The sequence below is a fragment of the Thioclava sp. GXIMD2076 genome, assembly GCF_037949795.1.
GTDB lineage: Bacteria > Pseudomonadota > Alphaproteobacteria > Rhodobacterales > Rhodobacteraceae > Thioclava > Thioclava kandeliae.
This window is the reverse complement of the sequence record NZ_CP149933.1, coordinates 550,001-575,625: the sequence shown is the minus strand read 5'-3', so window position 1 is coordinate 575,625 and position 25,625 is coordinate 550,001. Positions and strand designations below refer to the sequence as shown.

The 25,625-nt window shown below is 60.5% G+C and carries 23 protein-coding genes and 4 pseudogenes (1 of these 27 cut by a window edge); 18 read left to right on the top strand and 9 right to left on the bottom strand.

The window, feature by feature from the left end; genetic code table 11:
* Positions 1-13 precede the first annotated feature (13 nt).
* Positions 14-439 (bottom strand): annotated as a pseudogene (locus WDB91_RS16510) (transposase); the annotation flags it as partial.
* Between the two features lie 142 nt (positions 440-581).
* Here WDB91_RS16510 and WDB91_RS16505 point away from each other — a divergent pair.
* Positions 582-1,155 (top strand): annotated as a pseudogene (locus WDB91_RS16505) (integrase core domain-containing protein); the annotation flags it as partial.
* 863 nt (positions 1,156-2,018) lie between these two features.
* Positions 2,019-2,279 carry a PepSY domain-containing protein gene (locus WDB91_RS16500; protein WP_339114715.1) on the top strand — a complete coding sequence of 87 codons (261 nt, stop codon included), beginning with the start codon at positions 2,019-2,021 and terminating at the stop codon, positions 2,277-2,279.
* Positions 2,280-3,087: 808 nt separating this feature from the next.
* Here the strand turns inward: WDB91_RS16500 and WDB91_RS16495 are convergent.
* The 5 genes and pseudogenes from WDB91_RS16495 to WDB91_RS16475 all read right to left on the bottom strand — a co-directional run bounded on the left by WDB91_RS16495 (position 3,088) and on the right by WDB91_RS16475 (position 8,095).
* Positions 3,088-4,386 carry an SLC13 family permease gene (locus WDB91_RS16495; protein ID WP_339114714.1) on the bottom strand — a complete coding sequence of 433 codons (1,299 nt, stop codon included), beginning with the start codon at positions 4,384-4,386 and terminating at the stop codon, positions 3,088-3,090.
* 24 nt (positions 4,387-4,410) lie between these two features.
* The gene (locus WDB91_RS16490; protein ID WP_339114713.1) at positions 4,411-5,238 is read right to left on the bottom strand and encodes an amidohydrolase family protein; all 828 of its coding nucleotides are present in this window, start codon (positions 5,236-5,238) and stop codon (positions 4,411-4,413) included.
* Positions 5,239-5,315: 77 nt separating this feature from the next.
* Positions 5,316-6,047, bottom strand: a complete 732-nt coding sequence (locus tag WDB91_RS16485; RefSeq protein ID WP_339114712.1) for a GntR family transcriptional regulator — start codon at positions 6,045-6,047, stop codon at positions 5,316-5,318.
* 284 nt (positions 6,048-6,331) lie between these two features.
* Positions 6,332-7,097, bottom strand: a pseudogene (locus tag WDB91_RS16480) (transposase); the annotation flags it as partial.
* A gap of 80 nt (positions 7,098-7,177) precedes the next feature.
* A complete protein-coding gene (locus WDB91_RS16475) occupies positions 7,178-8,095 on the bottom strand; it encodes a LysR substrate-binding domain-containing protein (RefSeq protein ID WP_339114711.1) in 918 nt (305 codons plus the stop codon).
* A 239-nt stretch (positions 8,096-8,334) separates the two neighbouring features.
* Here WDB91_RS16475 and WDB91_RS16470 point away from each other — a divergent pair, with 239 nt between their 5' ends.
* The 10 genes and pseudogenes from WDB91_RS16470 to WDB91_RS16425 form a co-directional block, all read left to right on the top strand.
* Positions 8,335-9,168, top strand: coding sequence for a transporter substrate-binding domain-containing protein (locus WDB91_RS16470; protein ID WP_339115111.1), 834 nt, complete (start codon positions 8,335-8,337; stop codon positions 9,166-9,168).
* Positions 9,169-9,261: 93 nt separating this feature from the next.
* Positions 9,262-9,924: an amino acid ABC transporter permease gene (locus WDB91_RS16465; protein WP_339114710.1), complete on the top strand. Its 663-nt coding sequence runs from the start codon at positions 9,262-9,264 to the stop codon at positions 9,922-9,924.
* The gene (locus WDB91_RS16460; RefSeq protein ID WP_339114709.1) at positions 9,924-10,727 is read left to right on the top strand and encodes an amino acid ABC transporter ATP-binding protein; all 804 of its coding nucleotides are present in this window, start codon (positions 9,924-9,926) and stop codon (positions 10,725-10,727) included. Before WDB91_RS16465 ends, WDB91_RS16460 begins: the two co-directional genes overlap by 1 nt.
* 3 nt (positions 10,728-10,730) lie before the next feature.
* Positions 10,731-11,894: an enolase C-terminal domain-like protein gene (locus tag WDB91_RS16455; protein WP_339114708.1), complete on the top strand. Its 1,164-nt coding sequence runs from the start codon at positions 10,731-10,733 to the stop codon at positions 11,892-11,894.
* Positions 11,895-12,000: 106 nt separating this feature from the next.
* Complete coding sequence (locus tag WDB91_RS16450) at positions 12,001-13,263, top strand: FAD-dependent oxidoreductase (RefSeq protein ID WP_339114707.1); 1,263 nt, start codon at positions 12,001-12,003, stop codon at positions 13,261-13,263.
* 82 nt (positions 13,264-13,345) lie between these two features.
* Positions 13,346-14,341: a D-2-hydroxyacid dehydrogenase gene (locus tag WDB91_RS16445; protein ID WP_339114706.1), complete on the top strand. Its 996-nt coding sequence runs from the start codon at positions 13,346-13,348 to the stop codon at positions 14,339-14,341.
* Between the two features lie 10 nt (positions 14,342-14,351).
* Positions 14,352-15,578, top strand: coding sequence for a pyridoxal phosphate-dependent aminotransferase (locus WDB91_RS16440; RefSeq protein WP_339114705.1), 1,227 nt, complete (start codon positions 14,352-14,354; stop codon positions 15,576-15,578).
* On the top strand, positions 15,575-16,927 hold the full coding sequence (locus WDB91_RS16435) for a hypothetical protein (protein ID WP_339114704.1): 1,353 nt from the start codon (positions 15,575-15,577) through the stop codon (positions 16,925-16,927). The genes WDB91_RS16440 and WDB91_RS16435 overlap by 4 nt, the downstream gene beginning before the upstream one ends.
* Before the next feature lie 19 nt (positions 16,928-16,946).
* Positions 16,947-18,593 (top strand): NAD(P)/FAD-dependent oxidoreductase, encoded by a 1,647-nt coding sequence (locus WDB91_RS16430; protein ID WP_339114703.1) that lies wholly within the window; start codon positions 16,947-16,949, stop codon positions 18,591-18,593.
* 33 nt (positions 18,594-18,626) lie between these two features.
* Positions 18,627-18,847, top strand: a pseudogene (locus WDB91_RS16425) (transposase); the annotation flags it as partial.
* Positions 18,848-18,850: 3 nt separating this feature from the next.
* Here WDB91_RS16425 and WDB91_RS16420 read toward each other — a convergent pair.
* From WDB91_RS16420 to WDB91_RS16410, 3 genes are read right to left on the bottom strand one after another with little or no spacing between them, the layout of a single operon-like run.
* Positions 18,851-19,342 carry a nitronate monooxygenase gene (locus WDB91_RS16420; RefSeq protein WP_339114702.1) on the bottom strand — a complete coding sequence of 164 codons (492 nt, stop codon included), beginning with the start codon at positions 19,340-19,342 and terminating at the stop codon, positions 18,851-18,853.
* A gap of 29 nt (positions 19,343-19,371) precedes the next feature.
* Positions 19,372-19,497 (bottom strand): hypothetical protein, encoded by a 126-nt coding sequence (locus tag WDB91_RS16415; RefSeq protein ID WP_339114701.1) that lies wholly within the window; start codon positions 19,495-19,497, stop codon positions 19,372-19,374.
* A 28-nt stretch (positions 19,498-19,525) separates the two neighbouring features.
* Positions 19,526-20,260 (bottom strand): class II aldolase/adducin family protein, encoded by a 735-nt coding sequence (locus WDB91_RS16410; protein WP_339114700.1) that lies wholly within the window; start codon positions 20,258-20,260, stop codon positions 19,526-19,528.
* A 176-nt stretch (positions 20,261-20,436) separates the two neighbouring features.
* Here WDB91_RS16410 and WDB91_RS16405 point away from each other — a divergent pair, with 176 nt between their 5' ends.
* The 6 genes from WDB91_RS16405 to WDB91_RS16380 all read left to right on the top strand — a co-directional run.
* Positions 20,437-20,817: a hypothetical protein gene (locus WDB91_RS16405; RefSeq protein ID WP_339114699.1), complete on the top strand. Its 381-nt coding sequence runs from the start codon at positions 20,437-20,439 to the stop codon at positions 20,815-20,817.
* Complete coding sequence (locus WDB91_RS16400; protein WP_339114698.1) at positions 20,814-21,671, top strand: alpha/beta hydrolase; 858 nt, start codon at positions 20,814-20,816, stop codon at positions 21,669-21,671. Before WDB91_RS16405 ends, WDB91_RS16400 begins: the two co-directional genes overlap by 4 nt.
* Positions 21,672-21,682: 11 nt before the next feature.
* Entirely contained in the window at positions 21,683-22,828 is a 1,146-nt protein-coding gene (locus tag WDB91_RS16395; protein WP_339114697.1) for a muconate/chloromuconate family cycloisomerase, read from the top strand.
* A 458-nt stretch (positions 22,829-23,286) separates the two neighbouring features.
* Positions 23,287-23,745, top strand: a complete 459-nt coding sequence (locus WDB91_RS16390) for a type II 3-dehydroquinate dehydratase (RefSeq protein WP_339114696.1) — start codon at positions 23,287-23,289, stop codon at positions 23,743-23,745.
* The gene (locus WDB91_RS16385; protein WP_339114695.1) at positions 23,738-24,565 is read left to right on the top strand and encodes an amidohydrolase family protein; all 828 of its coding nucleotides are present in this window, start codon (positions 23,738-23,740) and stop codon (positions 24,563-24,565) included. Before WDB91_RS16390 ends, WDB91_RS16385 begins: the two co-directional genes overlap by 8 nt.
* Before the next feature lie 127 nt (positions 24,566-24,692).
* Positions 24,693-25,625 carry the 5' portion of an MFS transporter gene (locus WDB91_RS16380; protein WP_339114694.1) on the top strand. Its footprint extends 399 nt past the window's final position, so 933 of the gene's 1,332 nt are visible here — the first part of the coding sequence; its start codon is at positions 24,693-24,695; the stop codon falls past the right edge of the window.

The window sequence follows — 25,625 nt, the reverse complement described above, 5'->3', positions numbered from 1 at the left end:
AGACACCGCTTACGACTGTCTTGGGGTCGACACCAACAAGCCTGCACGCCCGATGCTGCGAGATGGCATGATCCCACATCACCAAGGGCGCGCCGCATCTCGCCGATTGATCAATGTCGTCAGTTCTTTCCTAGCAGGTTTCTAAAGACGACGTTCTCCAACATGGTGTCAGCCAGCAAACGTTTGAGCTTGATATTCTCGTCCTCAAGGGCCTTTAGCCTCGCAGCCTCGCAGCCTCGCAGCCTCGCAGCCTCGCAGCCTCGCAGCCTCGCAGCCTCGCAGCCTCGGACACCTCCATGCCGCCATACTTGGCTTTCAGTTTGTAGAACGTGGCCGTGCTCAAGCCATGCCTGCGGCACACCTCCGCTGTCGGCATTCCGGCCTCCTGTTCCTTGATCATCCCGATTATCTGCGTCTCGGTGAAACGGCTCTTTCGCATGTGTCTGCTCCTCCAAGGTTGGCGCAGACTCTACGTTACGGTGAGAAATTTCGCGGGGGGCAGGTCAACTAATCACCAACCCCGCCTATGTCGTTATCAAGGGTGAGGGCCGCCCGCCATTGGTTCGAGGGCCAGCCGGAACGATGAGTTCAAAGACAGGACCACGGCGCCCAACCCGATGCGGCAAGCCGACTTTACCTACCTCAAAGTCATCGGCTGGAAACTCTGCGCCAGCATGCGGGCTGAGGATGACGAGGCCTTGTTCGCCATTGGTTCAAGAACAATGGCCGAGTGATATACTCGACATCGCGTTGGCTGCATCGGGCTGCGACAGCGCCAAGGTGCTGCACAAGCCTAGGCTGCTGAGTGGGCTCATCCTATATTGCGGGGGATCTGGCGGAATACCTCGAAGACAAAGGCGTGCAGCATATTCATGGTGCGCCGATGCATCCGCAGACCCAGAGCAGGATTGAGCCTTGGCACCAGACCCTGAAAAACCGCATCCTGCTAGAAACTACTTCATGGAGGGCGAACTTGAAGCCGCCATCGTAGCCCTCATCAATCACTACAACAATCACCGATACCACGAGAGCATCAGCAACTTGACCCCAGCCGGCGTCTCCTTCCGGCGCGGTGAAACCATCCTTGCTGAAAGGAGACGCATCAAACTGCAAACCATCCAAAACCGCCGCTTGAACCATAAACGTCAAGCAGCGTACCCTGAACCCGATGAACCCAAGCCCTCCGCTCCAGTATCAGGCCGCTTGTTCCAAATCATTCGACGACGGACAGGATGTCCTAAGTGGCCCTTTCGATCGGCGGAAGAAAAATGCGAGGGCATCGCCCCAGCGCCTTACCGCGCCCTTCTCCAGATCACCAGAGGGCTGACCGACTTGTAACAAAGATGCAAGATCTAGGCCGGACCTATGTTTTGGGCGTCGCCGCCCGGTCGATGGCCGCAACGAGATCGCGGGCGATCGCCACGGGGTTTGCGCGGGGCCGCACGGCCATATGGATCGGCTTCCATCGGGGCGCGATTTTCTGCCTGAAGCTGCCGCAGTACCTCGAAATTGTAAAACTGGCGCCCGTGGCGCATGGTGGATAAGGGCGATGGGGCTGCGGTCGGGATAGGGGGGATCGACACCTGCCGGCCGCCCCCCCCCCCTTTTCTCTCCGATCTTGGAGCGGCGCCGGATGTCGGAAATGCTCTTCAGCTCGGTCAGAAGCGCGCGATCATGCGGGCCGTGGCTGTCGCTGGCTTGGGATTTGTCCTGATGGCACTGCTTTTCATGGGCGTGGTCGGTGCTGTCGCTTCGCGGGTTGCCGCGCCGGTGATCGGGGATCACATTTCGAACTGAGGCGCCCCGCTTTCTGAGGCTGGTCTGTTTGACCCGCGCTGGTGCGGCAGGCGGCGCCGATCAGCGCGCAAGGCCTCCATCCAGCGCCTTAAAGCCGCAATCTCGGTTACCGGCGGGTTTTGCTTATGATCATAAGCAGCCGCTTACGGGCGGTCGGGGCAGCGGGCGTCAGGCATCCCCAGGCCATCCGGACGGACGGGATTTTTCGGAGGACAACCTTGATGACCAAAACGATCTTGCTTGCCACTGCCCTCATCGCAGCTCCCATGCTTGCTTGCACCATGCCCGCCATCGGCGATCATATTGGCACGACGCCGGAGGCGGCCAGTGTCGCGCTGGCGGATGCCGACTGCACCGTCACAAAATTCGGCGCGGAAGACGGGATGATCGAAGCCGAATGTGATGATGCCGACAAAGCCCATTGGGAAGTCTATATCGATCCGACCTCGGGCGATGTCGTCAAGATCAAGGAAAGCGACTGATGCCGCGGCATCAGTCTTTGGCACCCGAGATCTGGGATCCGTTGGTGTGGCTGACCCATTGGACGGTGGCCATGGCGATGATTGTCAAGGGGCTGATCTTGGGGGCTGATAGGCCCGCCCGAGGCGCGGTTTGCCAGCTGTGCGCCCAAGATCATAGAGCCGCTCGCGCCTCGCTCGATCTCCTGCGACATGAGCGACAGGAGGGTCGAGATGGTTTCGGCCCCAGCGGTGCGGCGCTGAACCGGCATGAAGTCCGGCACAATATCCAACAGGAAGTCGGCATTCGGCCCTGAGAAGCTGACCGTCCCGCCGATCAAAACCAACGCGTTCTCGCCGAGTCGGACACAGTCCTTACGGTGATCTTCAAAGAGGTGCCGTCCGTCCTGTGGCGTGAGCGCCGGGGCACCTGAGACGGCTTAATCCATCGTCCCGATAAGACAGACATCCTTGGCTTTCATCGGGTTCGGTGCGCGTTCTTCCCTCGACGTCCCGTACCTTCCCCGCTGCACGGCCACGAACTCCAACCGGTTCTTTGCCGGGAATGACAGCGCCCAAACCCAAGACGCGTTTGCCGCGTCACGCAGGCACTGACCATATCGAACCCCTCGGTCAGGGAGAGGAGCGACAGCGGGATTGGCGAGATCGGAATGGCCCTGGAAGCGATCGTCCGGGCCATCCTCTATGCTCTTGAACAACCGGCAGATGTCGAGGTTGCGAGCATCGTGGGTCCGCCAACGGCTCAGGGCCGATGCCATAGTCAGGCTGCGACACAGCACTTGCGCCGTGCCGCAGCCTGCTGAGTTTGGCCTCAGAAGGCGAAAGTCAGGATCAGGTTGCAGACCAGCGCTGCGACAAATCCCAAAGGCGCTGCACGGAGCAGAAGCCGCGTGAAGAGCGATCCGCGCGTTTCATCATCGAGAGCCGAGCCGAGGATCAGGCTACCGCCGGAGGAGAAGGGCGAAATCGACGTTGCCTGTGCGCCCACCACGATGGCGGTGAACATCAGCATCGGGCTGAGCCCCAGCGAGGCGGCCAGCGGCAGGACCATCGGGAAAAGCGCAGGTGTCACCACGCCCAGCGTCGAGGCGAAGAGCGACATGATCGCGGCCACGATGCCGAAGGCCAGCGGCACGAGATGGGCCGGAATGGTCGTCGAGATCCAGCCGGCAAGCTGGTCGATTGTGCCCGCCTTGATCGCCACCGAGATCAGCATGCCCATGCCGCAGATCATGATCAGCGTGCCCCACGGCAGCGAGGCGATCGCCTTACGTTCGTCTCCCAGCTTCATCAGCAGCGCGATGACCGAGAAGATACTGGCAATCAGCCCGATATCGATCTTGGAGTTGATATAGGTGACCATTGTCGAGGACGGGAAGGCCAGATGCGCAAGCGGCGCGGCCAGCACGATGGCCATCATGGCAAGCGTCAGCCACAGGGTCGCGCGCTGCCGGCTGTCGAGCGGCTCGGGGCGGGTGAAGGCATCGCCCGTTCCGCCAATCACGCGGTGGCGGCCGGTCAGGAAAAGCAGCACCGTAATCACCACCAGCGGCAATACGAAGGTTGCCCCGAAGATGGCTGCGGCATTGATAAAGGCGCTGTTATCGTCCAGACCCGCATTGGTCATCAGGCCGCGGAAGATGATGCCCGACTGGCTCGACATGAAATTGGCACCGCCAAGCGCGCCATAATTCACCGCCATGCCGCCAAGGATCAGGTCCATTCCGGTGCGGCGGCACAAGATCAGGGTGATCGGCGCCATGAAGGCCAGAACCGTGTAATAGCCCGCGCCCATAGCTGCGATGACCGTCGCGGTCAGATAGATGGCATAGGGCAGCAGCCACGGCATGCCACGGCAGGCCCAGAGCAGATGGCCCGCAAGCTTCTCGAGCGTGCCATTGATCATGGCAAAACTGTAGAACAGGCAGACAGAGAAAATTACGAAGAAGATTTTCAGCGGCCACATCGCGATGATGTCGCTGGGCTTCATGCCCATGGCGAAGCTGCCGATCAGATAGGCGAAGGCGATGGCGAAGAGGCCGATATTGATGCGGGTTTTATATCCCAAGGCAATAGCGGCCACGATGGCCAATACGACAACGAGGCTCATGGTTCCTCCCTCTCTCGTCGATGGTTACTTGCTAAAGCGGAACAGGTCCGCGGGTGTTGTGATCAGGATGCGCGCGCGGTCATCCGCGTCGGGGACGAGCGCGGCAAACCGCGTCATCTGGTCGTCATAGCTGACAGCGGTTTCGTGCTGCGTATGAGGCCAGTCGCTGCCCCAGCAAAAGCGTGCCACACCGCCACAGGCCTCGCGTAATGCTTCGAAGGACCGGTGGGCGGCAACATCATCCTGCGCGCTGCGATAAGGCGCCGAAAGTTTCACATAGGCGTTCGGATGGGCGCGCAGCATTTCGAGCACTGCGCGATGCGCGGCATCCTCGGGGCGGATACCGCCTTTGGGCAAGCCGAAATGGTCGATCATCACCGCCACGCCCGATGTCGCGATGGGCGGGACGATGGTGGCGAAATCCTCGAAGGCGCGCTGGATCTCGACCTGCCAGCCCAGATCGGCAAGACGCCGGAAAAATCGCTGCCATTGCGCGCTGTCATAGGCCTCGAGCGGCCGGCCGACGAGGTTGAGCCGCGCGCCCACGAACCCCTGCGCATCAAGCCGCGCCAGAGCGCTTTCGGACATCTCGGGATCCACCACCGCCACACCGCGAAGATGATGCGGATGCTGGCTGATGGCCTCGGCGATCAGCCCGTTATCGGTCCCGAGGAAGCTGGGTTGGATCAGGACACCATGGCTGAGGCCGTGATCGGCCATATGTGCCAGCCAGTCTTCCAGCCTTGCGGTGTAATCGGGGGTGTAGCGGCGTCCCTCGGCCATGGGTTGGTCGGGAGAGAAAATATGCGCATGGGTGTCGATACCGGTGATGTCGGGCGTCTTGTCTGGCATTTGTCATCTCTTCGCTTGGAACAGCAGGCATCCGCCTGCGAGATCAGGGCGGGGTGGGAAGGGGGATCTCGGGTGGGTCAGCTGATCCGGCTTCGGTAGCGGAAACGATCGGCCGCGCCGCAGGCCAAGCGCCATTCCAGCGCCTGCCCATCCAGCGCAAAGGCCGTGCGCTCGATCAGGGCAACAGGTGCGGCCGCAGGCAGGTTCAACCGTTCGGCGGCAATTTCCGTCGCTTTTCCAAACCGAACCTCATCCTCGGCGCGGGCAATGAACTGGCCATAGCGGCCAAGGTAGAAGGGGTAGAGAAGCGGTCCGATCTCCATCTCGGGTACTGCTTCGATCCCGTCAAAGCGGGCGCGCGGCAGCCAGATGTCTTCTGACAGCCACGGGATGTCTTGCAACAGGCGTACCCGCTCGATCCTGACACAGTCACTGGTGCCCAGGATGCGGGCGACCGCTTCGGGCGCGGTGGCGCGGGTCCGTGCGATCAGACGGCTGACAGGGATAGTCGACGGCCCCTCCCCATCGCGCAGGGCAAAAAAGCGGAACAGGCTGCTGTCGAAGGCGGGTTTGCGCAAAAACGTGCCCGCGCCCTGACGGCGCTCCAGAAGACCCTCGTCAACCAGTTGTTGCACGGCCTTTCGCACCGTCCCGACCGACAGGCCGCTCTCGCGGGTCAGTGCGTTTTCCGAGGGCAGCATTTCTGATGCGTCCCATTCCCCCGCCGCAATACGCGCCGCCAATTCATCGCGCAGGCGCAAATAAGCCGGCAGACGGCGATCTGCGGTATTTGGCATTTTATCGGACATAATACTCTCTCCCAGTGTCGCTCTACGCTGGATGTGACCGAGAGTCAATTACTTCTATATAGAACTATAGGAGTTAGCCATCCTGCACCTGCCGCGGCGCCTGATGACGGGCGAGCAGCACCGGCCATCGCCTCGAAAGTTGGATGGGGCCCATAAGATCGTCGATTGCTGGTGGTGGGGGCTCAAGCGCCGCAATGAGCCCACGAGCGTGCCCAGACCGAAAAGAGCCCGCACGGCAACACTGTCGCGCGGGCTCTTGACACGTATCACCAGCACCGCCCCTAGGTGAATTCATCGACGATATTGAGCATGTGGTAAGCCCGCCCGTCTGCCGTCCGGTCCTGCACGAAATCATAGGACCAGACGCGGTTCGGTCGCTCGGCCCGCAGCCAGACGCAAGAGCCATCCGCCAGCCAGAGCCGCTCCCGTTTCTTCTGCTTTTGCGGGACTTCAAACCCTTCATGTCGCCAAATGCGCTCGACCCGCTTGTGGTTGGCGTGACCCGCCCGCCTGAACCAGTGCGTATTGTCATGATATCGCCCATATTGCCGTGCCAGTTCGGTGATATCGGCGGTCAGAGAGCTTCGTCCTGACGACCGAGCGGGATCTTGCGCTGGGTCGACCGGTGCTGCCCAAGGGCCAGACCAAGCACGGCGTTCGGAGCTGCCGAGTTCCCGCCGGACATGGTCGATGCACTGACGACGACGCGAAGGACTCCGAAGGGCTGCGCGTTCGGGGCTACAAACCCTCCACTGGAGGGTTTGCTACACGCCCCTCATCCTTGCCGCCTCCGTAAGGAACAGCTTGTCGAGCGTCAGATACGACACCGCGCGCCTGAGCCGCGTATTCTCCTGCTCGAGTTCTTTCAGTCGCTTGAGCTGATCGCGGTTCATCCCGCCAAACTCACGTCGCCAACGGTAATAGGTCCGCTTCGGGTCACACCAATCTGACGCACGGCATCCGCCAGATTCGCGCCTTGGCCCTGGCACAGACCTCAACCTGACGCAGCTTCATGACAATAGCTTCCGGCTTCTCGCATTTGCCTGCCATCCAAGTCGTCCTCCATCATACGGGATAAACTATCCCAAAAGGTGGACCACTTCAGTGGGGAAAGACCAGGGTAGACGAACTCAATGACTCTGAGCCCTATTTCGGCCTTCACGTTTGACGTAATTCAATATCCACTGGCGAAATAGCTGAACGCGAGTGTCGTCCCATTTTCTTTCGGGAACGGTAACCCAATATCCGGTACCGGAAGAGCAGGCATCGCCGAATGGTGCTGCAAGGGTGCCTTCAGAGAGCTCATTATAGATGTAATGTTCAGGTATTACCGCAAAGCCGAGACCTTTTTGCGCAGCTGTTATCAGCATGTCGCTATTGGCGAAGCGATGCCCCTGAATGGTTCCAGTCATGTCTGTACCGCTCAGTCTGAGCCAATGAAGCCATAAGCTTGACCTTGATGCATTCTGAAGGGCGGGCATAGTGTCAAAGTCGAATATACGGGTATGTGCTATCGTCTTGAGCATATCTGGCGCGCAGACGACGATGAGTTGTTCAGGAAATAACTCGATCGCACGCGTATTCCGCCACTGGCCGGCGCCGCGTAATATGCTGACATCGATCTTCGTTTCAGCAAAGTCCTCGGCGTCATTGATAATACGTAGTTCAACCTTGATATCGGGATGGTGTTGTAGGAATTCCGGCAATCTTGGCATGAGCCAGCGGGTCATCATCGTGGGCGTGGCGCCTATCTGCAACGCTTCTTGGGCGCGGCGTCCTCTGACGACATCGATGGATACTTCTTCGAGGTGATCTAGGATCTTCGGGATATCAGAATAGTACCTTGAGCCAAGTTCTGTAAGAACAAGGCGTGGTCCTGCCCGATTAAAGAGCGCGGAACCCAGATACTTTTCCAGATTGCCAATATTACGACTGATGGCGCTTTGGGTGACGCCCAGTTCGTCGGACGCCTTAGTGAAGCTAAGATTACGCGCAGCCGCTTCGAAGGCCTGCAAGTCGGCAAGGGATGGGATGAACCGTCTAACCATTTTCCATCATGAGTAAAGATCATACGAAAGCCAGAATTACGAAATTTAACTCCAGTAGAATTCGATGTAACTCGTATAGTGCAGGGTAAACAATAAGACTCTTGCTTAAAAAACAGACTATAACTTCTATGTGCTCCAGCTTTCGGTCATATCTTCATCTTTAGTGGCATTTTTTGCCCTCTATTTAATCATGATCAAAAGCCATGGGAATTGTCACCAACAGGACAAGGAACGACGAGATGATGAATCGACGGAGATTTGCGACCGTGCTTGGCGCAAGCGCGGCCGGTGCTCTGGTTGCCGGTAAGGGTGCGTTTGCTCAAGGGCAAAGTTCGCTCGAGCGAGTTAAGGCATCGGGCGTGCTGCGTATCGGCGGGATTGCCGACGGAGCGCCCTATTATCAAAAGGGCGTCACTGACGGAAAATGGCGCGGTTTCTATATCGATATCTGTCAAAAGCTTGCGGATGATCTGGGTCTAAAGCTCGATATCACCGAGACGACATGGGGCAATTCGGTATTGGAACTCCAAGCCAACAAACTTGACGTCTTCTTCGGCCTTAACCCGACCCCCGAGCGTCAGAAGGTGATCGATTTTTCGGGACCTGTTTTCAAGAACGCGTTTTCGCTGGTGACGAAAAAGGGTGTCGAGGGCAAAACCTGGAAAGACTTCGACAAGGCTGAACTGTCGATTGCAGTGGATGCAGGCTCCTCGCATGATGCGGCTGTTACCCGCCATCTGCCCGATGCAAACGTCGTTCGCTTGAAAACGCAATCCGATGCGACTGCCGCCGTCATGACCGGTCGTGCCGATGCCCAATGTCTGGTGCTTATTCTGGCACTGGCACTGGTGTCGAAAAATCCCTCGATCGGCACCTTGGTGATCCCTGATCCGGTCGATTCCACGACGTCGAATGCAGGTTACCGCCGCGAAGATGATACCTCGTGGCAGGACTTCGTGAATGCGTGGATCGAAGAACATCGCGAGAATGGCTTCGTCAAGGACGCGATCATCAAGAACATGGGTCTTGTTGGTGTCACCGAGAAAGACTTCCCGCCCGGCTTCAGCATCTAAGCATAATTGTTCTTCCCGTCGCATCTGGCGGGAAGAACACGGCCGCGTCGTGGTCAAACGCCTGTCTGTCAACGGGCTTTATCGGAGAATGACATGTATCAGTGGGATTTCAGCATTCTATGGACCTACCGCTGGCTCTTTCTGGAAGGTCTTGGCATTACCTGCGCCCTGACGGTTGCCGTGGTGGCCGGAGGCCTTCTGGTCGGATTGCTGGGTGCGGGCGGAATGCTGCTCAAAAACCGCTTTGTAAACGGTGTGTCTATCGCAGTGATCGAGCTGTTTCGCTGCACGCCCATCCTTGTGCAACTGATCTGGTGCTATTACGCATTGCCGATCCTGACGGGCTTGGAGCTGACCCCGATTACGGCCTCGATCCTTGCTTTGTCCTGCTATGGCGGTTCGTTCTATTCCGAAATTATCCGCGGCGGGGTGCTTTCGATCGATACGGGGCAGACGGAGGCAGGGCTTGCACTTGGCATGACGCCCGCCCGCACGATGCGGCGGATCATCCTGCCGCAGGCGATCCGGCGTATGGTGCCCGCGCTCATGAACCAGTCGATCCTGCAGTTCAAGAATACGTCTTTGGTATCTGTTCTGGCTGTGCCCGACCTTGTCTATCAGGGGCAGATCGCGGCGCATGACAGCTTCCGCCCGCTGGAAACCTATACAGCCGTGGCCGCCGGTTACTTCATGATCCTGCTGCCGCTGACCATCTATGTCCGCCACCGCGAGAAGAAATTCGGGAGTAATCGCTGATGACCGCGTATAGCCGTGTTGCCGCTTCGGGCGACGAGCCGATGATCGATGTCCGCGCCCTGCGCAAAAGCTTCGGGGATCTGGAGGTCTTGCGCAATATCAACTTTACCGTCGAGCCGGGGGGGGTGGTTGCGCTGATCGGGCCATCGGGTTCAGGAAAATCGACCCTGCTGCGCTGTATCAACCTGTTGGTGATCCCCGATGATGGTGCCATCCGCGTTGGCGAGACCGCGTTCAGCTTCGGCCAGGGCGCACGTGTTCCCCGTGCCAAAGCCCTTGCGGCGTTTCGGGCACGCACGGGCATGGTCTTCCAGAGCTTCAACCTGTTCGGTCACCTGACCGTGCTGGAGAATATCATCGAGGCCCCGATGCAGGTGCGCAAGATGTCGCGTGACCAAGCCGAAAAGCTGGCGATGGCCCAGCTTGAGAAGGTAGGGCTTGCAGATCGGGCCCGGCAGATGCCTAACACCCTGTCCGGTGGTCAAAAGCAGCGCGTCGCCATTGCCCGCGCCCTTGCGATGGAGCCGGAGGTGATGCTCTTTGACGAGGCAACATCGGCGCTAGATCCCGAACTGGTAGGTGAGGTTTTGGCCACCATGAAGGAACTGGCGCGTGAAGGTATGACGATGGTGATCGTCACCCACGAGATCGCCTTTGCACGGGAGGTGGCGGATCGCGTCGTCTTCATGCGTGACGGGGTTGTTGTCGAAGACGGGCCTGCGCGGCAGGTGATCGATACGCCGCGGGAAGAGGCGACCCGTAATTTCCTTTCGCATTTTCATGCAGAACAAAAGAAAGACTGACCGATGACGGTTCTGGAACAGATGATGGCGCCCGATACGCGCTCCGACGATACGATTGCGACGTTGAACCTTTATCTGATCGAAAGCCCGATCATGATGGCGCGCCAGCAGGGCGTGGGGGATGTGAAAGGCACTGTCAAACGTGTGCTGCTGCGTCTGGTCTCGAAGGACGGAATCGAAGGCTGGGGCGAGGCTGCGCCGTGGGAAGTGTTCACCGGCACATCCGAGGCGGCCTTCGCCGCAATAGACGTTTATCTGCGCGAGCTTGTGATCGGCTGGCCGCTGTCGAATATCCGTGGACTGATGGCTGCGATGGACCGTCGGATTATCGGTCATGGCGAGGCAAAGCTGGCCATCGAGATGGCGATGTTCGACATTCTCGGCAAGCGCTCGGGCCTGTCGGTGGCAGAGCTTCTCGGTGGACGGGTGCGGGATACGATCCCGCTATCCTTCTCGATTGCGGATCCAGATTTCGATGCGGATATGGAGCGCATGAAGAAGATGGTGCCCGAGGGAAACACGATCTTCAAGGTCAAGACCGGCGTGAAACCACATGCCGTCGATATGGCGCATCTTGAGGCGATGCGCTCGGAATTTGGGGACAGGATTGACCTGCGGCTTGACTATAATCAGGCGCTTGCGCCCTTTGGTGCCATGGCGACCCTGCGCGATGTCGCGCAATTCGCCCCGACGTTTATCGAGCAGCCCGTTCCAAGAGACGCCTTGGCGGCGATGGCCAGCTTCCGTGACAAGCTTGATGCGCCGATCCTTGCGGATGAAAGCTGTTTCGATGCGCACGATCTTCTCGAGGTCATACGCATGAAAGCCGCCGATGCGATTTCGGTCAAGCTGATGAAAGCGGGTGGCCTCTTGAAGGGGCAGGGGATCATGGCGATTGCCGATGCCCACCGACTGCCCGGCTATGGCGGCACTTTGTGGGAAGGCGGCATCGCTCTTGCGGCTGGGACGCAGTTTATCGCCGCGACGCCCGGCATGTCATTGGGGTGCGAATTCTACATGCCCCATCACGTTCTGACCGAGGATGTGCTGGAAGAGCGTATCCCCAATCAGGCAGGTGCGGTGGTCGTCCCCAAAGCTCCGGGGCTTGGGATCAAGGTGACCGACGCATCGGTTCACGCCAATGCGCGCGTGCTCGCGACGGCCTGACGCACGGAACATTGCATTTATACCGGGATCCGGTGGCCAGTGCCGCCGGATAACGACACCGGCTGCCTGAAGGCAGGCGCGTCATTCAAGAAGGATCGCTCGTGCGATGGAACATCAAAAGCATATCGTCGTCATCGGAGGTGGGATTATCGGAGCCTGCACTGCGCTTGAACTGGTCGAGCGCGGCCACCGCGTAACGATCCTCGAGCCGGATCAGCCTGGCGGTCCGCAAGCCGCAAGCTATGGCAACGGTGCCTTCATCTCGCCTGCATCCATCATTCCGATGTCGGTTCCGGGCCTGTGGCGCAAAGTGCCGGGGTATCTTTTCGACCGCAACGGCCCGTTGTCTATTGAACCGCTTTCCCTGCCGCGTCTGATGCCATGGCTGTGGCGCTTCCTGAATGCGGGTCGTACGCAGGCAAAGTTACGCTACACCGCCCGCGCGCTGAATGCTTTGCTGCAGAATGGTGTCGCGCGGCATCAGGCTCTCGCCCAGAAGATCGGTCATGCCGATCTGATCCGGCAGGACGGTCTGCTGTATGTCTTTCCCGACCGCGCAGCCTTCGAGGCCGAAACAACGACATGGTCCTTGCGCCGCGAATTGGGCGTGAACTGCCGCGAACTCGGGCATGCCGAGCTCAAAGAGCTGGAGCCGACCCTGTCCGACCATTACCGCTTTGGTGTTCTGGTCGCTGAGGGGGGGCAATGTACCGATCCGGGCCGGTATACGGCGTCGATAATCGCCTATGCACGCAAGCTGGGTGCAGACTATGTCACGCGTCGCGCAACCGGTATCGTGCAGGAAGGCGGACAGGTGACGGGAGTCCGTCACGAAGGTGGGGTCCTGGCCTGCGATATGGCCGTCGTGGCAGCGGGCATCCATTCCGCCGACATCGCGCGAAGCGTGGGCGACAAGGTCCCTCTCGAGGCCGAAAGGGGCTATCATATTGAGGTCGTCGATCCGAATGTGACCCCGTCCCGTCCGGTGATGCCGAGTGATGGCAAAATGGCTAACACAATGGTGGCGGGCCGGCTGCGTGCCTCTGGGCAGGTCGAGCTGTCATCGACGGAGGCGCCGCCCAATTGGCACCGTGCGGATGTGCTACTCGGGCATCTGAAGGCGACCTATCCCGACCTCAAGGTGACGGAAGGCGCATTGAGGCGCTGGCAGGGCAACCGCCCGTCGACGCCCGACGGTCTGCCGGTGATCGGTCCCTCGCGACGCTGTTCAGGGCTTTTTCATGCCTTCGGTCATGGCCATGTCGGGTTGAATACCGCACCAGCGACGGCCCGATTGCTGGGCGATCTCCTTGAAAACAAGCGGCCCGAAATAGACGCCGCTCCCTATTCCATCAGCCGCTTCGGCTAATACCCAAACCAAAAACAAACCTCCCAACAGGCTACGCGCGTCGTGGCCCGATCTCTCGCACCTTTCTGAATGGAGTTCTGCAATGACGGACCATAGCCCCATCACCGCTCTCATCCCGCCGATGGACCAGATCAAAATCTGTTTTGCCCATGGCGCCTATGACATGAAACCGATCTTTGCCCGTCAGGCGCCGGGGATCGAGACCGTTCAGGTCAGCACCTATGACGACCTGCTGAAAGTGATCCCCGACGTCGATGTTCTGGTGACCTCGATGATGTGGAAAAACGACATGCTTCCCCATGCCAAACGATTGAAATATCTGCAGTCTGTCAGCTCGGGCACCAATCAGTATGACAAGGCGGGTTTTGCCGCGCAGGGCATTCGTCTGGCCTCGGGGCAGGGCGTGAATATGAATGCAGTCTCCGAACATGCCATTGGCTTGATGCTGTCTTTGACCCGCCGCCTGGCCACAGCGCGCGACAACCAGCACAAGGCTTTCTGGCGCCCCGAGCAACGCGACCCGATGCTGCGGGAGGACGAGCTTCCGGGAAAAACCATGGTGATCGTCGGCACCGGCGGCATCGGTGACCGGATTGCCAAGATCGCAAAAGCTTTCGATATGAAGGTCATCGGCGTTCGTCGTGATCCGGCCAAGGGCCGTGGCCATGCCGATGAGGTCCATGCTTTCACCGACCTGAAGAGTGTTTTGCCACAGGCGGATGTGCTGGTGCTCAGCTGTCCGCTGACCGAAGAGACCGCCAATATCATTGATGCCGAGGCGCTAGCGCTTCTGAAATCCACGGCGCTTCTGATCAATGTGGCACGGGGCGGCTGTGTCGATGAGGCGGCGCTGACCAAAGCACTTGCCGAGGGCAAGATCGCTGGGGCGGGGCTGGATGTTTTTGCCGCAGAGCCGCTGGCCGCCGAGAGCGCGCTCTGGAAGATGGAAAACGTTGTGGTCACGCCGCATACCGCAGGCGAAACCCGCCGCTACGAGCTGAATGTGCTGTCGCTTCTTGAACAGAACCTTGAACGGCTCTGGGATGGTCGCAGCGACCTGGTCAACCAGATCGTCTGAGGATTGCTCGATGCTTGATACAGAACCCACCTTCCGCCCCGCCAAACGGCTGGCCGCGCAGAAAGTCTCGGAAATTCTTCAGATCGGCGCAAGGGCTACCGAGCTGAAGGCCCAAGGCCATCCGGTCATCGTGCTGGGCGCGGGCGAGCCCGATTTCGCCACGCCCGACAACGTCATTGAGGCCGCCCATCGCGCGGCCCTTGCCGGCCAGACGGTCTACACCCCCCTTGCCGGCACCCCCGCCCTGCGTGCAGCCATCGCGCAAAAGTTCAAACGCGAGAACGGGCTCGATTACAGCCCCGCCGAGGTGATCGCCACCGCAGGCGCCAAGCAGGTAATCTTCAACGCCTTCATGGCAACCCTCGATGCGGGCGACGAGGTGGTGATCCCCACGCCCTATTGGACCACCTATTCCGCGATGGTCGATATCTGCGGCGGCGTGCCGGTGACGGTGCAATGCTCGGGCGAGACTGGCTTCAAGCTGACGCCCGAACAGCTGGAGGCGGCAATCACGCCCAAAACCCGCTGGCTGATGCTGAACTCGCCCTCCAATCCGACAGGCGCCGCCTATAGCGTGGACGAGACGCTGAAGCTCTTGGAAGTGCTCGAACGTCATCCGCATGTCTGGCTGCTCTCGGACGAGATCTACGAGCATATTGTCTATGATGATTTCGCCTTTGTCAGCCCCGCCGCCCTGTCACCCGCGATCAAGGCGCGCACGCTGATCGTGAATGGCGTGTCCAAAGCTTATGCGATGACCGGCTGGCGGTTGGGCTATGGCGCAGGCCCCGAGGCGCTGATCCGTGCAATGACCGTGGTGCAGAGCCAGTCTACCTCGAACCCATGCTCTATCGCACAGGCGGCGGCGCTCGAGGCACTGACCGGCCCGCAAGACCTTTTAGCCGAACGCTGCGCAAGCTTCCGCGCCCGCCGCGATCTGGTGGTTGATGCGATCAATGCGATCGAGGGGCTTTACTGCCGCAAACCCGAAGGCGCCTTCTACGCCTTTGCCAGCTGTGAAGGGCTGCTTGGCTCTACCACGCCCGAAGGCAAAACGCTGGAAAGCGACCGCGATTTTTGTGCGTGGCTTCTGGAAGCCGCCCATGTCGCCATGGTGCCCGGTGCGGCCTTCGGCCTGTCACCCTACTTCCGGATCTCCTATGCGACCTCCGAGGCCGAGCTGACCGAGGCCATGGCCCGCATCACCAAAGCCTGTGCGGGGCTGGTCCGGCCATGAGTATCGCGCGCCCTGCAACCCTCGGGCTTGGGGTCTGGCTGCAACTGGGGCTTCTGGGCACGCTAATTGCGGGTGCGGTCTTGGGGTTGTCGCAGCTCAAGGCGCTTTCGGGGGCCTTGGCCGTGCTGTGGATTGCCACCCAATGGGGGCGGCTTCTGCCTCTGGCGCGGGTCTTTGCAGGGCTTGCCGGTGCGGCTTTGCTGTGCGTAAGCCTGCTTACCCCAGAACGGGCACCTGCGCTTTACACGGCGGTGATCCAAGGCACGGGCTTCGCCGCGCTGATGATGGTGCTGGGGCTTTTGCGCCAGCCTGTCAAACGTGCCGCGATCACGCAGGCCGCCGCGCGGACGCTGCTTTCGGTGCCGCCCAAGCGCCGCTATGGAGCGCTTCTGGTGGGCGCGCAATTCATGGCGCTGATGTTCAACGTCGGCATTATCGCGATGATCGGCGATCTGACGCGCCGGTCCGAGAAGGACGCGGACGGGGCTGCGGCTATGGTGATTGCCGCCATGCGCGGCGCGGCGCTGGTGTCGATTTGGTCGCCCATGTCCTTGGGTTTTGCCATTGTCACCGCAGGGGTGGCGAATGTCCCTGCGCTGCCCCTTGTCGGTCTGGCCTTCTGTTTTACGGTCGCTGTGATGGCAGTGACCACACGCTTCCCGCTTCTGCCCGCAGCCGCGCGCTTGGGCGGCGCTTCCACCGACACCCGAGACCCGCGAGCCATAGCCGCTGTTCTGGCTATTGCCGCAGCGCTTCTGGGGGCCTCTATCGCGCTGCACCATACCAGCGGCCTCAGTTTCACGCTTTGCGCGGTGATCGTGCTGCCCTGTTTCGCATTTCTCTGGCTTGCGCTCGAGACGGAGGCGGGACCGCAGCGCTTTACCCAGGCCCTGGGTGCCCTTGGCGATCTGCGCAATGAGGGCGCGCTGTTTCTTTCGGCCAATGTCATCGGAGCGGCACTGTCGCTGGCGATCCAGTCGAGCCCGCTTTGGGCCGTTCTGTCCGGCGCCGGTTTTGCCAGCCTGCCCACGCTGCTGATCCTGCTGGTGCTGATCCCGCTGGCTGCCGCCCTCTATCTGCCCAATTCGATCATGGTGGTGCTGGCGGCACAAATCTTCGGTGCATCGGCGCTCGGTCAGGCGCATCCGCTTGCGCTTGGTCTGACACTGTGTATCGGTTGGGCACTGGCGATCTGCGTCAACCCGATCAGCGCGATGAACCTGATCGTCGCGCGGTTCTGCAATGTCTCGGCCGCGCATGTGGCCCATCGCTGGAACCTGCGGTTTGTGCTGGTTTGTGGCGCGATGGGGGCTTGCCTGATCGCCCTTGTCTATTCCCTTGGCGGCTAAAACCCGAACGGAGATCTTCATGAAAACCCTCAGTGCTTTCGGACCCGATTTCCCCTTTGCCTATGACAGCTGGATCAGCCATCCCGCAGGGCTGGGCAGCCTGCCCGAGGCAAGCCTTGGCGCGGAAGTCGCCGTGATCGGCGCAGGCGCTGCGGGGATCATTGCAGCCTATGAGCTGATGAAACTGGGCCTGAAACCGGTGATCTATGAGTCCGCGCAATTCGGCGGGCGGCTCCGCTCGCAGGTCTTCGAGGGCAGCGATGGTGTGGTGGCCGAACTGGGCGGGATGCGCTTTCCGGTCTCCTCGCGCGCTTTCTACCATTATCTGGACCTCATGGGGTGCGAAACCGCCCCCTTCCCGAACCCGCTGACCGATGCTGCCGGTTCGACCGTGATCGATCTTGAAGGCGAGACGCATTTTGCGCGCTCCCTCGACGATCTACCACAGATCTACCGCGAGATCGCGCAGGCCTATACCAAGGCGCTGGAAGACCAGTCGGATTTCAAGGCCCTGCAAGAGGCCGTGCGACAGCGCGATACCGCCGCGATCAAGGCGCTCTGGGATCCGCTGGTTGCGCAATGGGACGAGCGCACCTTCTATGATTTCGTCACCCATTCCGAAGCCTTCCGTGCGCTTGATTTCCGCCATCGCGAGATGTTCGGTCAGGTGGGTTTCGGCACTGGTGGCTGGGATAGCGATTTCCCCAATTCGATGCTGGAGATCTTGCGGGTGAACCTTCTGGCGCTCGATGACCACCAGCGTTATGTGGTGGGTGGGGTCGAGCAGCTATTGCACAGGCTCTGGCGGGCCACGCCTGAATGCGCGCATTGGCCGGAGGGCACCTCGCTATCCTCGCTTAATGGCGGCGCGACCCGCTCGCGCGTGACCGCGCTGTCGCGGGCGGGCAAGGACATCCTGCTGCGAGATCAATGGGGCAACGAGACGCTTTATGCTGCGGTGCTCAGCACTTGCCAGACCCATCTTCTGACCACCGCGATCGAGGTCGAGGAGAGCCTCTTTGACCAGAAGCTATGGATGGCGCTCGACCGCACCCGCTATATGCAGGCGGCCAAGACCTTCGTGATGGTGGACCGTCCCTTCTGGAACGATACAGATGCGACGGGCAGGCCCGTCATGTCGATGACCCTGACCGACCGTCATACCCGTGGCACCTATTTCTTCGATAACGGGCCGGATAAGCCCGCCGTAATCTGCCTGAGCTATTCGTGGATGACCGACGCGCTGAAGGTGCTGCCGCTTCCGGCCGAAAAACGGGTGGATCTGGCGCTGAAGGCGTTGGCCAAGATCTATCCCGATGTCGATATCGCCTCCCATATCCGCGGCGCGCCGATCTGCGTCAGCTGGGAGGCGGACGAGAACTTCCTCGGCGCTTTCAAGGGCGCTTTGCCCGGTCATTACCGCTATAACCACCGCATCTATGGCCATTTCATGCAGGAGCATATGCCCGAAGCCCAACGCGGGCTGTTTCTGGCCGGCGACGGTGTCAGCTGGACGCCCGCATGGGTTGAAGGTGCTGTCCAGACCGCGCTGAATGCGGTCTGGGGCATCATGACGCATATGGGAGGTCAAACCCTTGTCACCAACCTCGGGCCGGGAGACCTTTATCCCCAACTTGGTCCTGCCAAGCTACCCGACGCGCCATGAGGAGACAATTTGCGAAGATTGCTATTTTTTCAGGGATCGCCTTGGAAAAACGGCTATGAACAGAGCTTCAACGCCAGGCTTCACGACGAACTGCTGGATGGGGAGGTGTTCTGTTCGGTTCAAGAGAGACCCAGATCCTAATCGAACGCTGGCGCCAGCATTACAACACGCTGCGCCCGCAGAGTTCCCAAGGCGATCGCCCACCAGCGCCCGAAAGCGTTGTGCCCATAGATCAAAGGCCCACGATGCACTAACTTTCAAACCGGACCGCCCAAGTGGCGCAGACCATTCTGCGCCTCTCGTGCAGCTGGTCCTGAAACAAGGGGCCGGTAGGCTTCGAACTCACTGCCCCCGGCCTCTTCCCTTTCAAGGATTCGACCGACCGTGGCGTTCATCATGACTCGGCGGTGGTGATTGAAAATGCGGTGGATGATCCGTGTGTCGCTGCCGTCGCTGTCAATCACGCGCTGCTTCAGCCCGGGATGCAGAACGGATTCCCTCGCCGCCATCATGCGCGTTCCGACAAGCCTCCCCGCTGCGCCGAGTGCGAGGGCGGTAAGTATTTGGCTTCCATGCCCTATGCCGCCGCCCATGATCACGGCAACCGGAAGAGCGCGGAGTGCCGCGGCCGTTTGGACAAACCTTCCCATAAGCTCGGTGCCCGGATGGCCGGCGGCCTCGGCGCCGATCAGAATGACGGCGTCCGCCCCGATGCGCGCGGCCGAGAGCGCATGGCGTGTGGTGGGCACCTTATGTAAGACCTTAACTCCCGCAGGTTTCAGGAGCTCCAGCAATTCGGCAGGTCTGCCGCCACCAGTTCGGCGCGGCCCAGTCCCATCATGCCGCCCATAAGGATAGGGTAGGTCAGGGACAGTTCCTGCGTGAGCCAGCTCCGGTAGTGCATTGCGATCTCTCCGGTCAGGGTGCGCGCCTTAGAGGCGGTAATCCGTGCCCCTGCCTTCGATCGAGCGCAGATGGGCGTCCCATTCAAGGGGCAGATCACCGTCCTCCTCCAGCATCTGCACGGTCTGCTGATAGACGCGATCGGCCATCGCATCATCGATGAGGCGCAACGGGCGCCCCGACGAGGTGGCCGCGATCTGGATCTCGCAGGCGCGCTCGAGATAGAACATGTTGGAGAACATCTCGGCGGCCGAGCGCCCCGTAGCGATCAGCCCGTGATTGCGCAGCACCAGAACCGGATGGGTGCCGAAATCCTGCACGATCCGCTCACGTTCCGCCAGATCCAGCGCAATGCCCTCGAAATCATGATAGGCGATACGGTTGTGGAATTGCAGCGAGATCTGGTTGAGCGGCATCAGCCCCTCTTCCATGCAGGACACCGCGACGCCTGCGCGGGTATGGGTATGCATGATCCATGCGGCATCATGGCGGTTCATATGCACCGCCGAATGGATGGTGAACCCCGCCGGATTGACCCGGTGCGGGCTGCCATCGACCTTGTTGCCCTCGGTGTCGATCTTCACCAGCGAGGAGGCGGTGATCTCTTCCCAGAGCCAGCCATAGGGGTTGATCAGGAAATGCCCCTCCTCGCCCGGCACACGGGCGGTGATATGGGTATAGATATGGTCAGTCAGCCGGTGCTTGGCGGCCAGCCGGTAACAGGCGGCCAGATCCTCGCGGGTCTTTTTCTCTTCGGGGGACATGGAGCCTGTCCTTACTCTTATGGGCATTGGTAGGGTGGCCAGTTTTAGGCCCCTATGGCCGATCTGCAAGTGTGGTGGTTGCCTCGATGTCGCGGTATCAGTCGATACCCCCGCCGGTATTGTCCGCTGTCCCGTTATCCCCGAACCTGTGGCCCAAGCACTTTCGAGGAGGGGATATGATAGAGACTCTGCAAGATATGGCGCGGCGGCACAACGCCAGCCCCCATCTGATGCGCTTGGGCGCACTGTTTTCGGAAACCGTCCTGCTAGAGGTGGAAGGTGAGGAGTTCTACCTGAGCTTCGAGAAGGGCTCTTTGGTCAAGATCCAGCCGGGGCCCTCGAAGAAAATCCCCTATCGCTTCGCGTTCAGCACCGATCGCGCGGCGCTGGATGAATTCTGGAAGGCCCGCCCTGCGCCCGGATTCCACGATATTTTCGGTCTGGTGAAGATCGGTCGTGGCCGGATCACCGGCGATATTCTGGCGCTGGTAAAGAATCTGCGGTTCTTCAAGGAATTCATGGCGCTACCGCGCCCCACCGAGGGAATAAAGCTATGAGCATCGAAGCCATCACTGGCCGTTATGTGACGGTCACACTCTCGGACGGGACTAACCGCCGGATCTATTTCGAAGAGGCAGGGAAGGGGGTGCCCGTGCTCTGTCTACACACGGCGGGCGCGGACACCCGCCAATGGCACCATATCATGAATGATGCCGAGATCACACGCGATCACCGCATTATCGCGTTTGACATGCCGTGGCATGGTAAATCGCTGCCGCCCGAAGGCTTCCAGACCGAGGAATATCTTCTTACGACGGAAGCCTATATCGAGACCATTCTCAAGGTCGTCGAAGCCTTGGGGCTGGAGCGGCCCGTGTTGGCGGGCACCTCGATGGGCGGGCGGATCGCTTTACAGCTGGCGGCGCTCCATGCCGATACCTTCGCGGGCTTCATCGCCATTGAAGCCTCGGATTTCCAGCCGGCATGGTATGATATCGACTGGTTCCACCGCCCCGATGCGCATGGTGGCGAGATGGGAGCTGCGCTGGTCTCGACCAATATCAGCCCCTTCGCACCGCTCAACGAGCGCTGGAATACGCTCTGGATGTTCCAGCAATCGGGGCCGGGCGTGTTCCGTGGCGATCTGAGCTTCTACACCAGGGATGACAGTCTGATCGGGCGGTTGAAGGATATCGATACCGAGAGGACACCGGTGCATATCATTGTCGGTGCCTATGATCTGACCTGCACCCCCGAAGATGCCAAGCGCACCGCCGCTGCTATCAAGGGTGCGACGCTTGCCGTCATGCCCGAGGTCGGCCATTTTCCGATGTCCGAACATCCCGATGGCTTCCGTCCGTTCTTTGTCGAGGGTCTGGCCAAAATGCGCCAGCCGGTGCCTGCGCAATAAGGAGAGGCTTGATGGTAACGATCGACAAGATCACCACCCGCATTCTGGATATTCCGACCATCCGCGGCCATGTGCTGTCGGTCACGACCATGCTCTCGCAGGCGCTTGTGCTGGTCGAGATGCGGTTCTCCGACGGGTCTGTGGGCATTGGCGAGGGGACGACGATCGGCGGGTTGAACTATTGCGCCGAAAGCCCCGAAAGCATCCGCTCGGCCATCGATACCTATCTGGCACCCGCGCTGATCGGGCTCGATGCCGACAACCTGAATGCGGCGCGGGTCCTGATGGAAAAGGTTGCCAAGGGAAACCCGATCGCCCATTGCGCGCTGGAGATGGCGCTGTGGGACGGGTTCGCGCGCAGGCGTGATATGGCGGTGCACGAGATGCTGGGTGGTGCGCAGCACAAGGCGCTTCCCTGCGCGTGGACGCTTGCTTCGGGCAATAGCGAGATGGATATCGCCGAGGCCGAGGAAATGCTGGCAACCCGCCGCCACCGGATCTTCAAACTGAAGATCGGCAAGCGCGACGTGGCAGGGGACGTGGCCCATGTCGCGGCCATTGCCAGAGCGGTGGGCGACCGTGGCGAGGTGCGTGTCGATGTCAATCAGGCATGGAGCCTGCAAGACGCCCGCTATGGCTGCCGTGCCCTGCAGGAGGCTGGTGTGACACTTATCGAACAACCGCTGCGGATGACGGATGTAGAGGGAATGGCAAAGCTGACCGAGGGCTTCGAGGTGGCGATCATGGCCGACGAGGTGCTGCAAGGGCCGCTTGATGCCATGCGTGTCGCGCGGGCAGGGGCGGCCGATGTCTTCGCGATCAAGATCGGACAATCGGGCGGGCTGTTGCGCGCCTCCGAGGTGATGTCCATCGCGCAGGCTGCCGGCATCGCGCTTTACGGGGGCACCATGCTCGAAGCGGGGGTCTCGACCGCCGCGGCCATGCAGCTCTTCTCGACCGTCGAGCAGATGCGCTGGGGGACGGAACTGTTCGGGCCGCTTCTGCTGACCGACGAGATCCTGCAGACGCCGATCGAGTATAAGGATTTCATGATCCATCTGCCGCAGGGCAAGGGGCTCGGTGTCGATCTCGACCCCGAGCAGGTCGCGAAATATGACCGTGACAATGGTCGGACCGCTTTGCGCGTCTCTGGCTGAGTCCCATTCCTCATGGTTATGGAGGCCCCACGCTTTTCCAGCGCGGGGCCTTTGCCGTTAGATAGACCGTTTGTCTCACTTAACTGTGAATTCCAGTCATATATTGGCAAGCCTGTTCCCTCTGCATATTGGACAAGCTCTTAAAACTTTATAATCAAATCAATCCTTCGCTTGCAGGATGCTCCAAATGTCTCTCGGCTAGGCTGAAGTAAGTATAACTTGTGGGTTATGATCTCGGGGGCATTCGGTATTTGTATGCCCGAGATGTGCCAAATATAGCTGGGTTGCCCGACAGAGGAACGGGCTCTTTCGGGACGGGAAGAACGTGGCGCTGGAGGGCGCTTACAGATGGAGGAGGGTGCGCCGCGACGCGGCGGATCATTGGGAGGAGCAGGGCTGTAGGCGGGGAAACCCGCCGCGAGAGCTTCTCCCGCCGGATAACCGGCGAAGGAGGTATTATGCCCAAGGCAATTCATATTCAGGTGCTCAACGGGCCCAATCTCAATCTGTTGGGCATGCGCCAGCCGGAATATTACGGCCATGACACACTTGCCGATATCGAGGCGAATTGCACCGCATTGGCGCAGACCGCTGGCGCGCGGATCGGGTTCTTGCAGTCGAATTATGAAGGCGCGCTGATCGATGCGATCCATGAGGCGCGCGGGGTATCGGAGGCCATTGTCATCAATCCCGGCGCCTATAGCCACAGCTCGGTGGGCATTCTCGACGCCCTCAATGCCTTCGAGGGTCTGGTCCTAGAATGTCATATATCGAATATCCACCAGCGCGAGAGCTTCCGCCATCATTCCTTCATCAGCCAGCGTGCCGATGGCGTAATTGCGGGCTTCGGCATTCAGGGCTACGAGCTATGCGTCCTGCGTGCGATGGCGGTGCTGGGGGCCAGGGTTGATGCCTGAGGCCGGATTGATCGACTGCCATCTGCACATTCTTGACCCCGCGCGTTTTCCCTATCATCCGCAGGCGCCCTATCATCCCGAAGGTGCCGAGGTCGGCACGCTTGCGCAATTGCGCGCGGTCTTTGCGGCCCATGGTGTCGAACGCGCGCTTCTGGTGCAGCCTACTTCGGGCTATTTCACCGATAATAGCGCGCTGCTGGAGGCGATCGCGCAATCGGGCGGGCTCTGGCGCGGAATTGCGATGGTATCGCCCGATATGTCGAGCGAGGATCTCGCCGTGCTTAAGGCGCAAGGCGTGGCGGGCGTGGCCTGCATGATGGCGATGGGGCCGGTGGATGTGCCCGCATGGTGCGCCATGGCCAGCCGTCTGGCCGATCTCGATATGGTGCTCGATATCCAGTTTGCGGGCGAGGGTATTTTCGATGCGCTGCCGATCATCGCGGCAAGCCCCGCGCAGGTGGTGATCGATCATTGCGGTCGCCCCGATCTGGATGCGGGGCTCGATGCGCCAGCGTTCAGGGCCCTTCTGGGGTTGGCCGCGCGCGAACGGACTGCCATCAAGATCTCGGGCCAACATAAGTTTGCGCCGTTTCCATGGCCGTTTGAAGCTGCTGATCCGTTCATCGGGGCACTGATCGCGGCCTTCGGGCCGGAGCGCTGCGTCTGGGGGTCGGACTGGCCGTTCCTGCGGGTGCCGGAGCGGGTGGATTACGGCCCCCTGCGGCCCTTGGTGGAACGCTATTTCCCCGATGAAACGGCGCGTCGCCAGGTGCTGCGCGACACTGCATTACAGCTTTTCTGGGGTAATTCGCAGCTTTGACCGCGAACCGCTGCCGTCACTTGCGTCGGAGGCGGTTGTGACGGGTGGCCGATAGGAATATGCGCGGAGCTGACCGACCCGCCCGGCACTGTGCAGGCACATCCGCCACAGGTCCAAGGAGGAGAGAATGGATACAACAACCAATATAGAGGTAGAGGCGCCCGCGCCCGCATCCGCCAATTCCCGAAAATCCGCAGTCGCGGCATGGATCGGATCAGCGCTCGAATATTATGACTTCTTCATTTATGGCAGTGCGGCGGCACTGGTGTTCAACCATATCATCTTTGCGTCCGATGATCCCGCGCTGGCCACGATCCTGTCGCTGGCAACATTCGCCATCGCCTATATCGCTCGCCCGCTCGGGTCGTTCATGATGGGCTATATCGGCGATGTCTTCGGGCGTAAGACGGTCATGCTGCTGACGCTCATGGGGATGGGGGTCTGCACGTTCCTTATCGGGCTGCTGCCGACCTATGAACAGGTGGGTGGCTGGGCGCCGGTCGCTCTGGTCTTCCTGCGCCTGTGTCAGGGGCTTGCGGTCGCGGGCGAAGGGGCAGGGGCGAGCTCCATGACGCTCGAGCATGCGCCGCATGGACGCCGTGCCTTCTTCTCCAGTTCGACAATGGCGGGGACGCAGGCGGGTCAGGTGCTCGCGGTGGCAGTGTTCCTGCCGATCTCGGCGCTGCCCGAAGAGGCGCTGTTCAGCTGGGGCTGGCGGGTGCCGTTCCTGCTGAGCGTCGTCGTGATGGCCATCGCATGGTGGATCCGTCGCGCCGTGCCCGAGCCGGAAGTGTTCGAGGACCGGCAGACCGGGAGCGGAAAGACGGAAAACCCGCTGCGGGTGCTGATCCGTCTGGGCTATCTGCCGGATGTGCTCAAGGTGCTCTTCGCCGCTTTCGCCTCGATCACCTCCACCCTTTCGGCCATCTATGGCCTCAATTTCGCGGTGCAGACCATGGGGGTCGAGCGTTCGACGATGCTCTGGGTGATCGTGCTGGCCAATATTGTTGCCATCGTCGCGATCCCGCTCTGGGCGCGTCTGGCCGACCGTATCGGACGG

Excerpts from the sequence above, each read along its gene's own strand:
- WDB91_RS16405 (WP_339114699.1), top strand. The coding sequence starts at position 20,437 with ATGATAGAGACTCTGCAAGATATGGCGCGGCGGCACAACGCCAGCCCC.
- WDB91_RS16500 (WP_339114715.1), top strand. The coding sequence starts at position 2,019 with ATGACCAAAACGATCTTGCTTGCCACTGCCCTCATCGCAGCTCCCATG.
- WDB91_RS16385 (WP_339114695.1), top strand. The coding sequence starts at position 23,738 with ATGCCTGAGGCCGGATTGATCGACTGCCATCTGCACATTCTTGACCCC.
- WDB91_RS16415 (WP_339114701.1), bottom strand. The coding sequence starts at position 19,497 with ATGCACTACCGGAGCTGGCTCACGCAGGAACTGTCCCTGACCTACCCT.
- WDB91_RS16395 (WP_339114697.1), top strand. The coding sequence starts at position 21,683 with ATGGTAACGATCGACAAGATCACCACCCGCATTCTGGATATTCCGACC.
- WDB91_RS16390 (WP_339114696.1), top strand. The coding sequence starts at position 23,287 with ATGCCCAAGGCAATTCATATTCAGGTGCTCAACGGGCCCAATCTCAAT.
- WDB91_RS16450 (WP_339114707.1), top strand. The coding sequence starts at position 12,001 with ATGGAACATCAAAAGCATATCGTCGTCATCGGAGGTGGGATTATCGGA.
- WDB91_RS16495 (WP_339114714.1), bottom strand. The coding sequence starts at position 4,386 with ATGAGCCTCGTTGTCGTATTGGCCATCGTGGCCGCTATTGCCTTGGGA.
- WDB91_RS16485 (WP_339114712.1), bottom strand. The coding sequence starts at position 6,047 with ATGTCCGATAAAATGCCAAATACCGCAGATCGCCGTCTGCCGGCTTAT.
- WDB91_RS16435 (WP_339114704.1), top strand. The coding sequence starts at position 15,575 with ATGAGTATCGCGCGCCCTGCAACCCTCGGGCTTGGGGTCTGGCTGCAA.
- WDB91_RS16475 (WP_339114711.1), bottom strand. The coding sequence starts at position 8,095 with ATGGTTAGACGGTTCATCCCATCCCTTGCCGACTTGCAGGCCTTCGAA.
- WDB91_RS16410 (WP_339114700.1), bottom strand. The coding sequence starts at position 20,260 with ATGTCCCCCGAAGAGAAAAAGACCCGCGAGGATCTGGCCGCCTGTTAC.
- WDB91_RS16445 (WP_339114706.1), top strand. The coding sequence starts at position 13,346 with ATGACGGACCATAGCCCCATCACCGCTCTCATCCCGCCGATGGACCAG.
- WDB91_RS16440 (WP_339114705.1), top strand. The coding sequence starts at position 14,352 with ATGCTTGATACAGAACCCACCTTCCGCCCCGCCAAACGGCTGGCCGCG.
- WDB91_RS16465 (WP_339114710.1), top strand. The coding sequence starts at position 9,262 with ATGTATCAGTGGGATTTCAGCATTCTATGGACCTACCGCTGGCTCTTT.
- WDB91_RS16400 (WP_339114698.1), top strand. The coding sequence starts at position 20,814 with ATGAGCATCGAAGCCATCACTGGCCGTTATGTGACGGTCACACTCTCG.
- WDB91_RS16430 (WP_339114703.1), top strand. The coding sequence starts at position 16,947 with ATGAAAACCCTCAGTGCTTTCGGACCCGATTTCCCCTTTGCCTATGAC.
- WDB91_RS16490 (WP_339114713.1), bottom strand. The coding sequence starts at position 5,238 with ATGCCAGACAAGACGCCCGACATCACCGGTATCGACACCCATGCGCAT.
- WDB91_RS16460 (WP_339114709.1), top strand. The coding sequence starts at position 9,924 with ATGACCGCGTATAGCCGTGTTGCCGCTTCGGGCGACGAGCCGATGATC.
- WDB91_RS16470 (WP_339115111.1), top strand. The coding sequence starts at position 8,335 with ATGATGAATCGACGGAGATTTGCGACCGTGCTTGGCGCAAGCGCGGCC.
- WDB91_RS16455 (WP_339114708.1), top strand. The coding sequence starts at position 10,731 with ATGACGGTTCTGGAACAGATGATGGCGCCCGATACGCGCTCCGACGAT.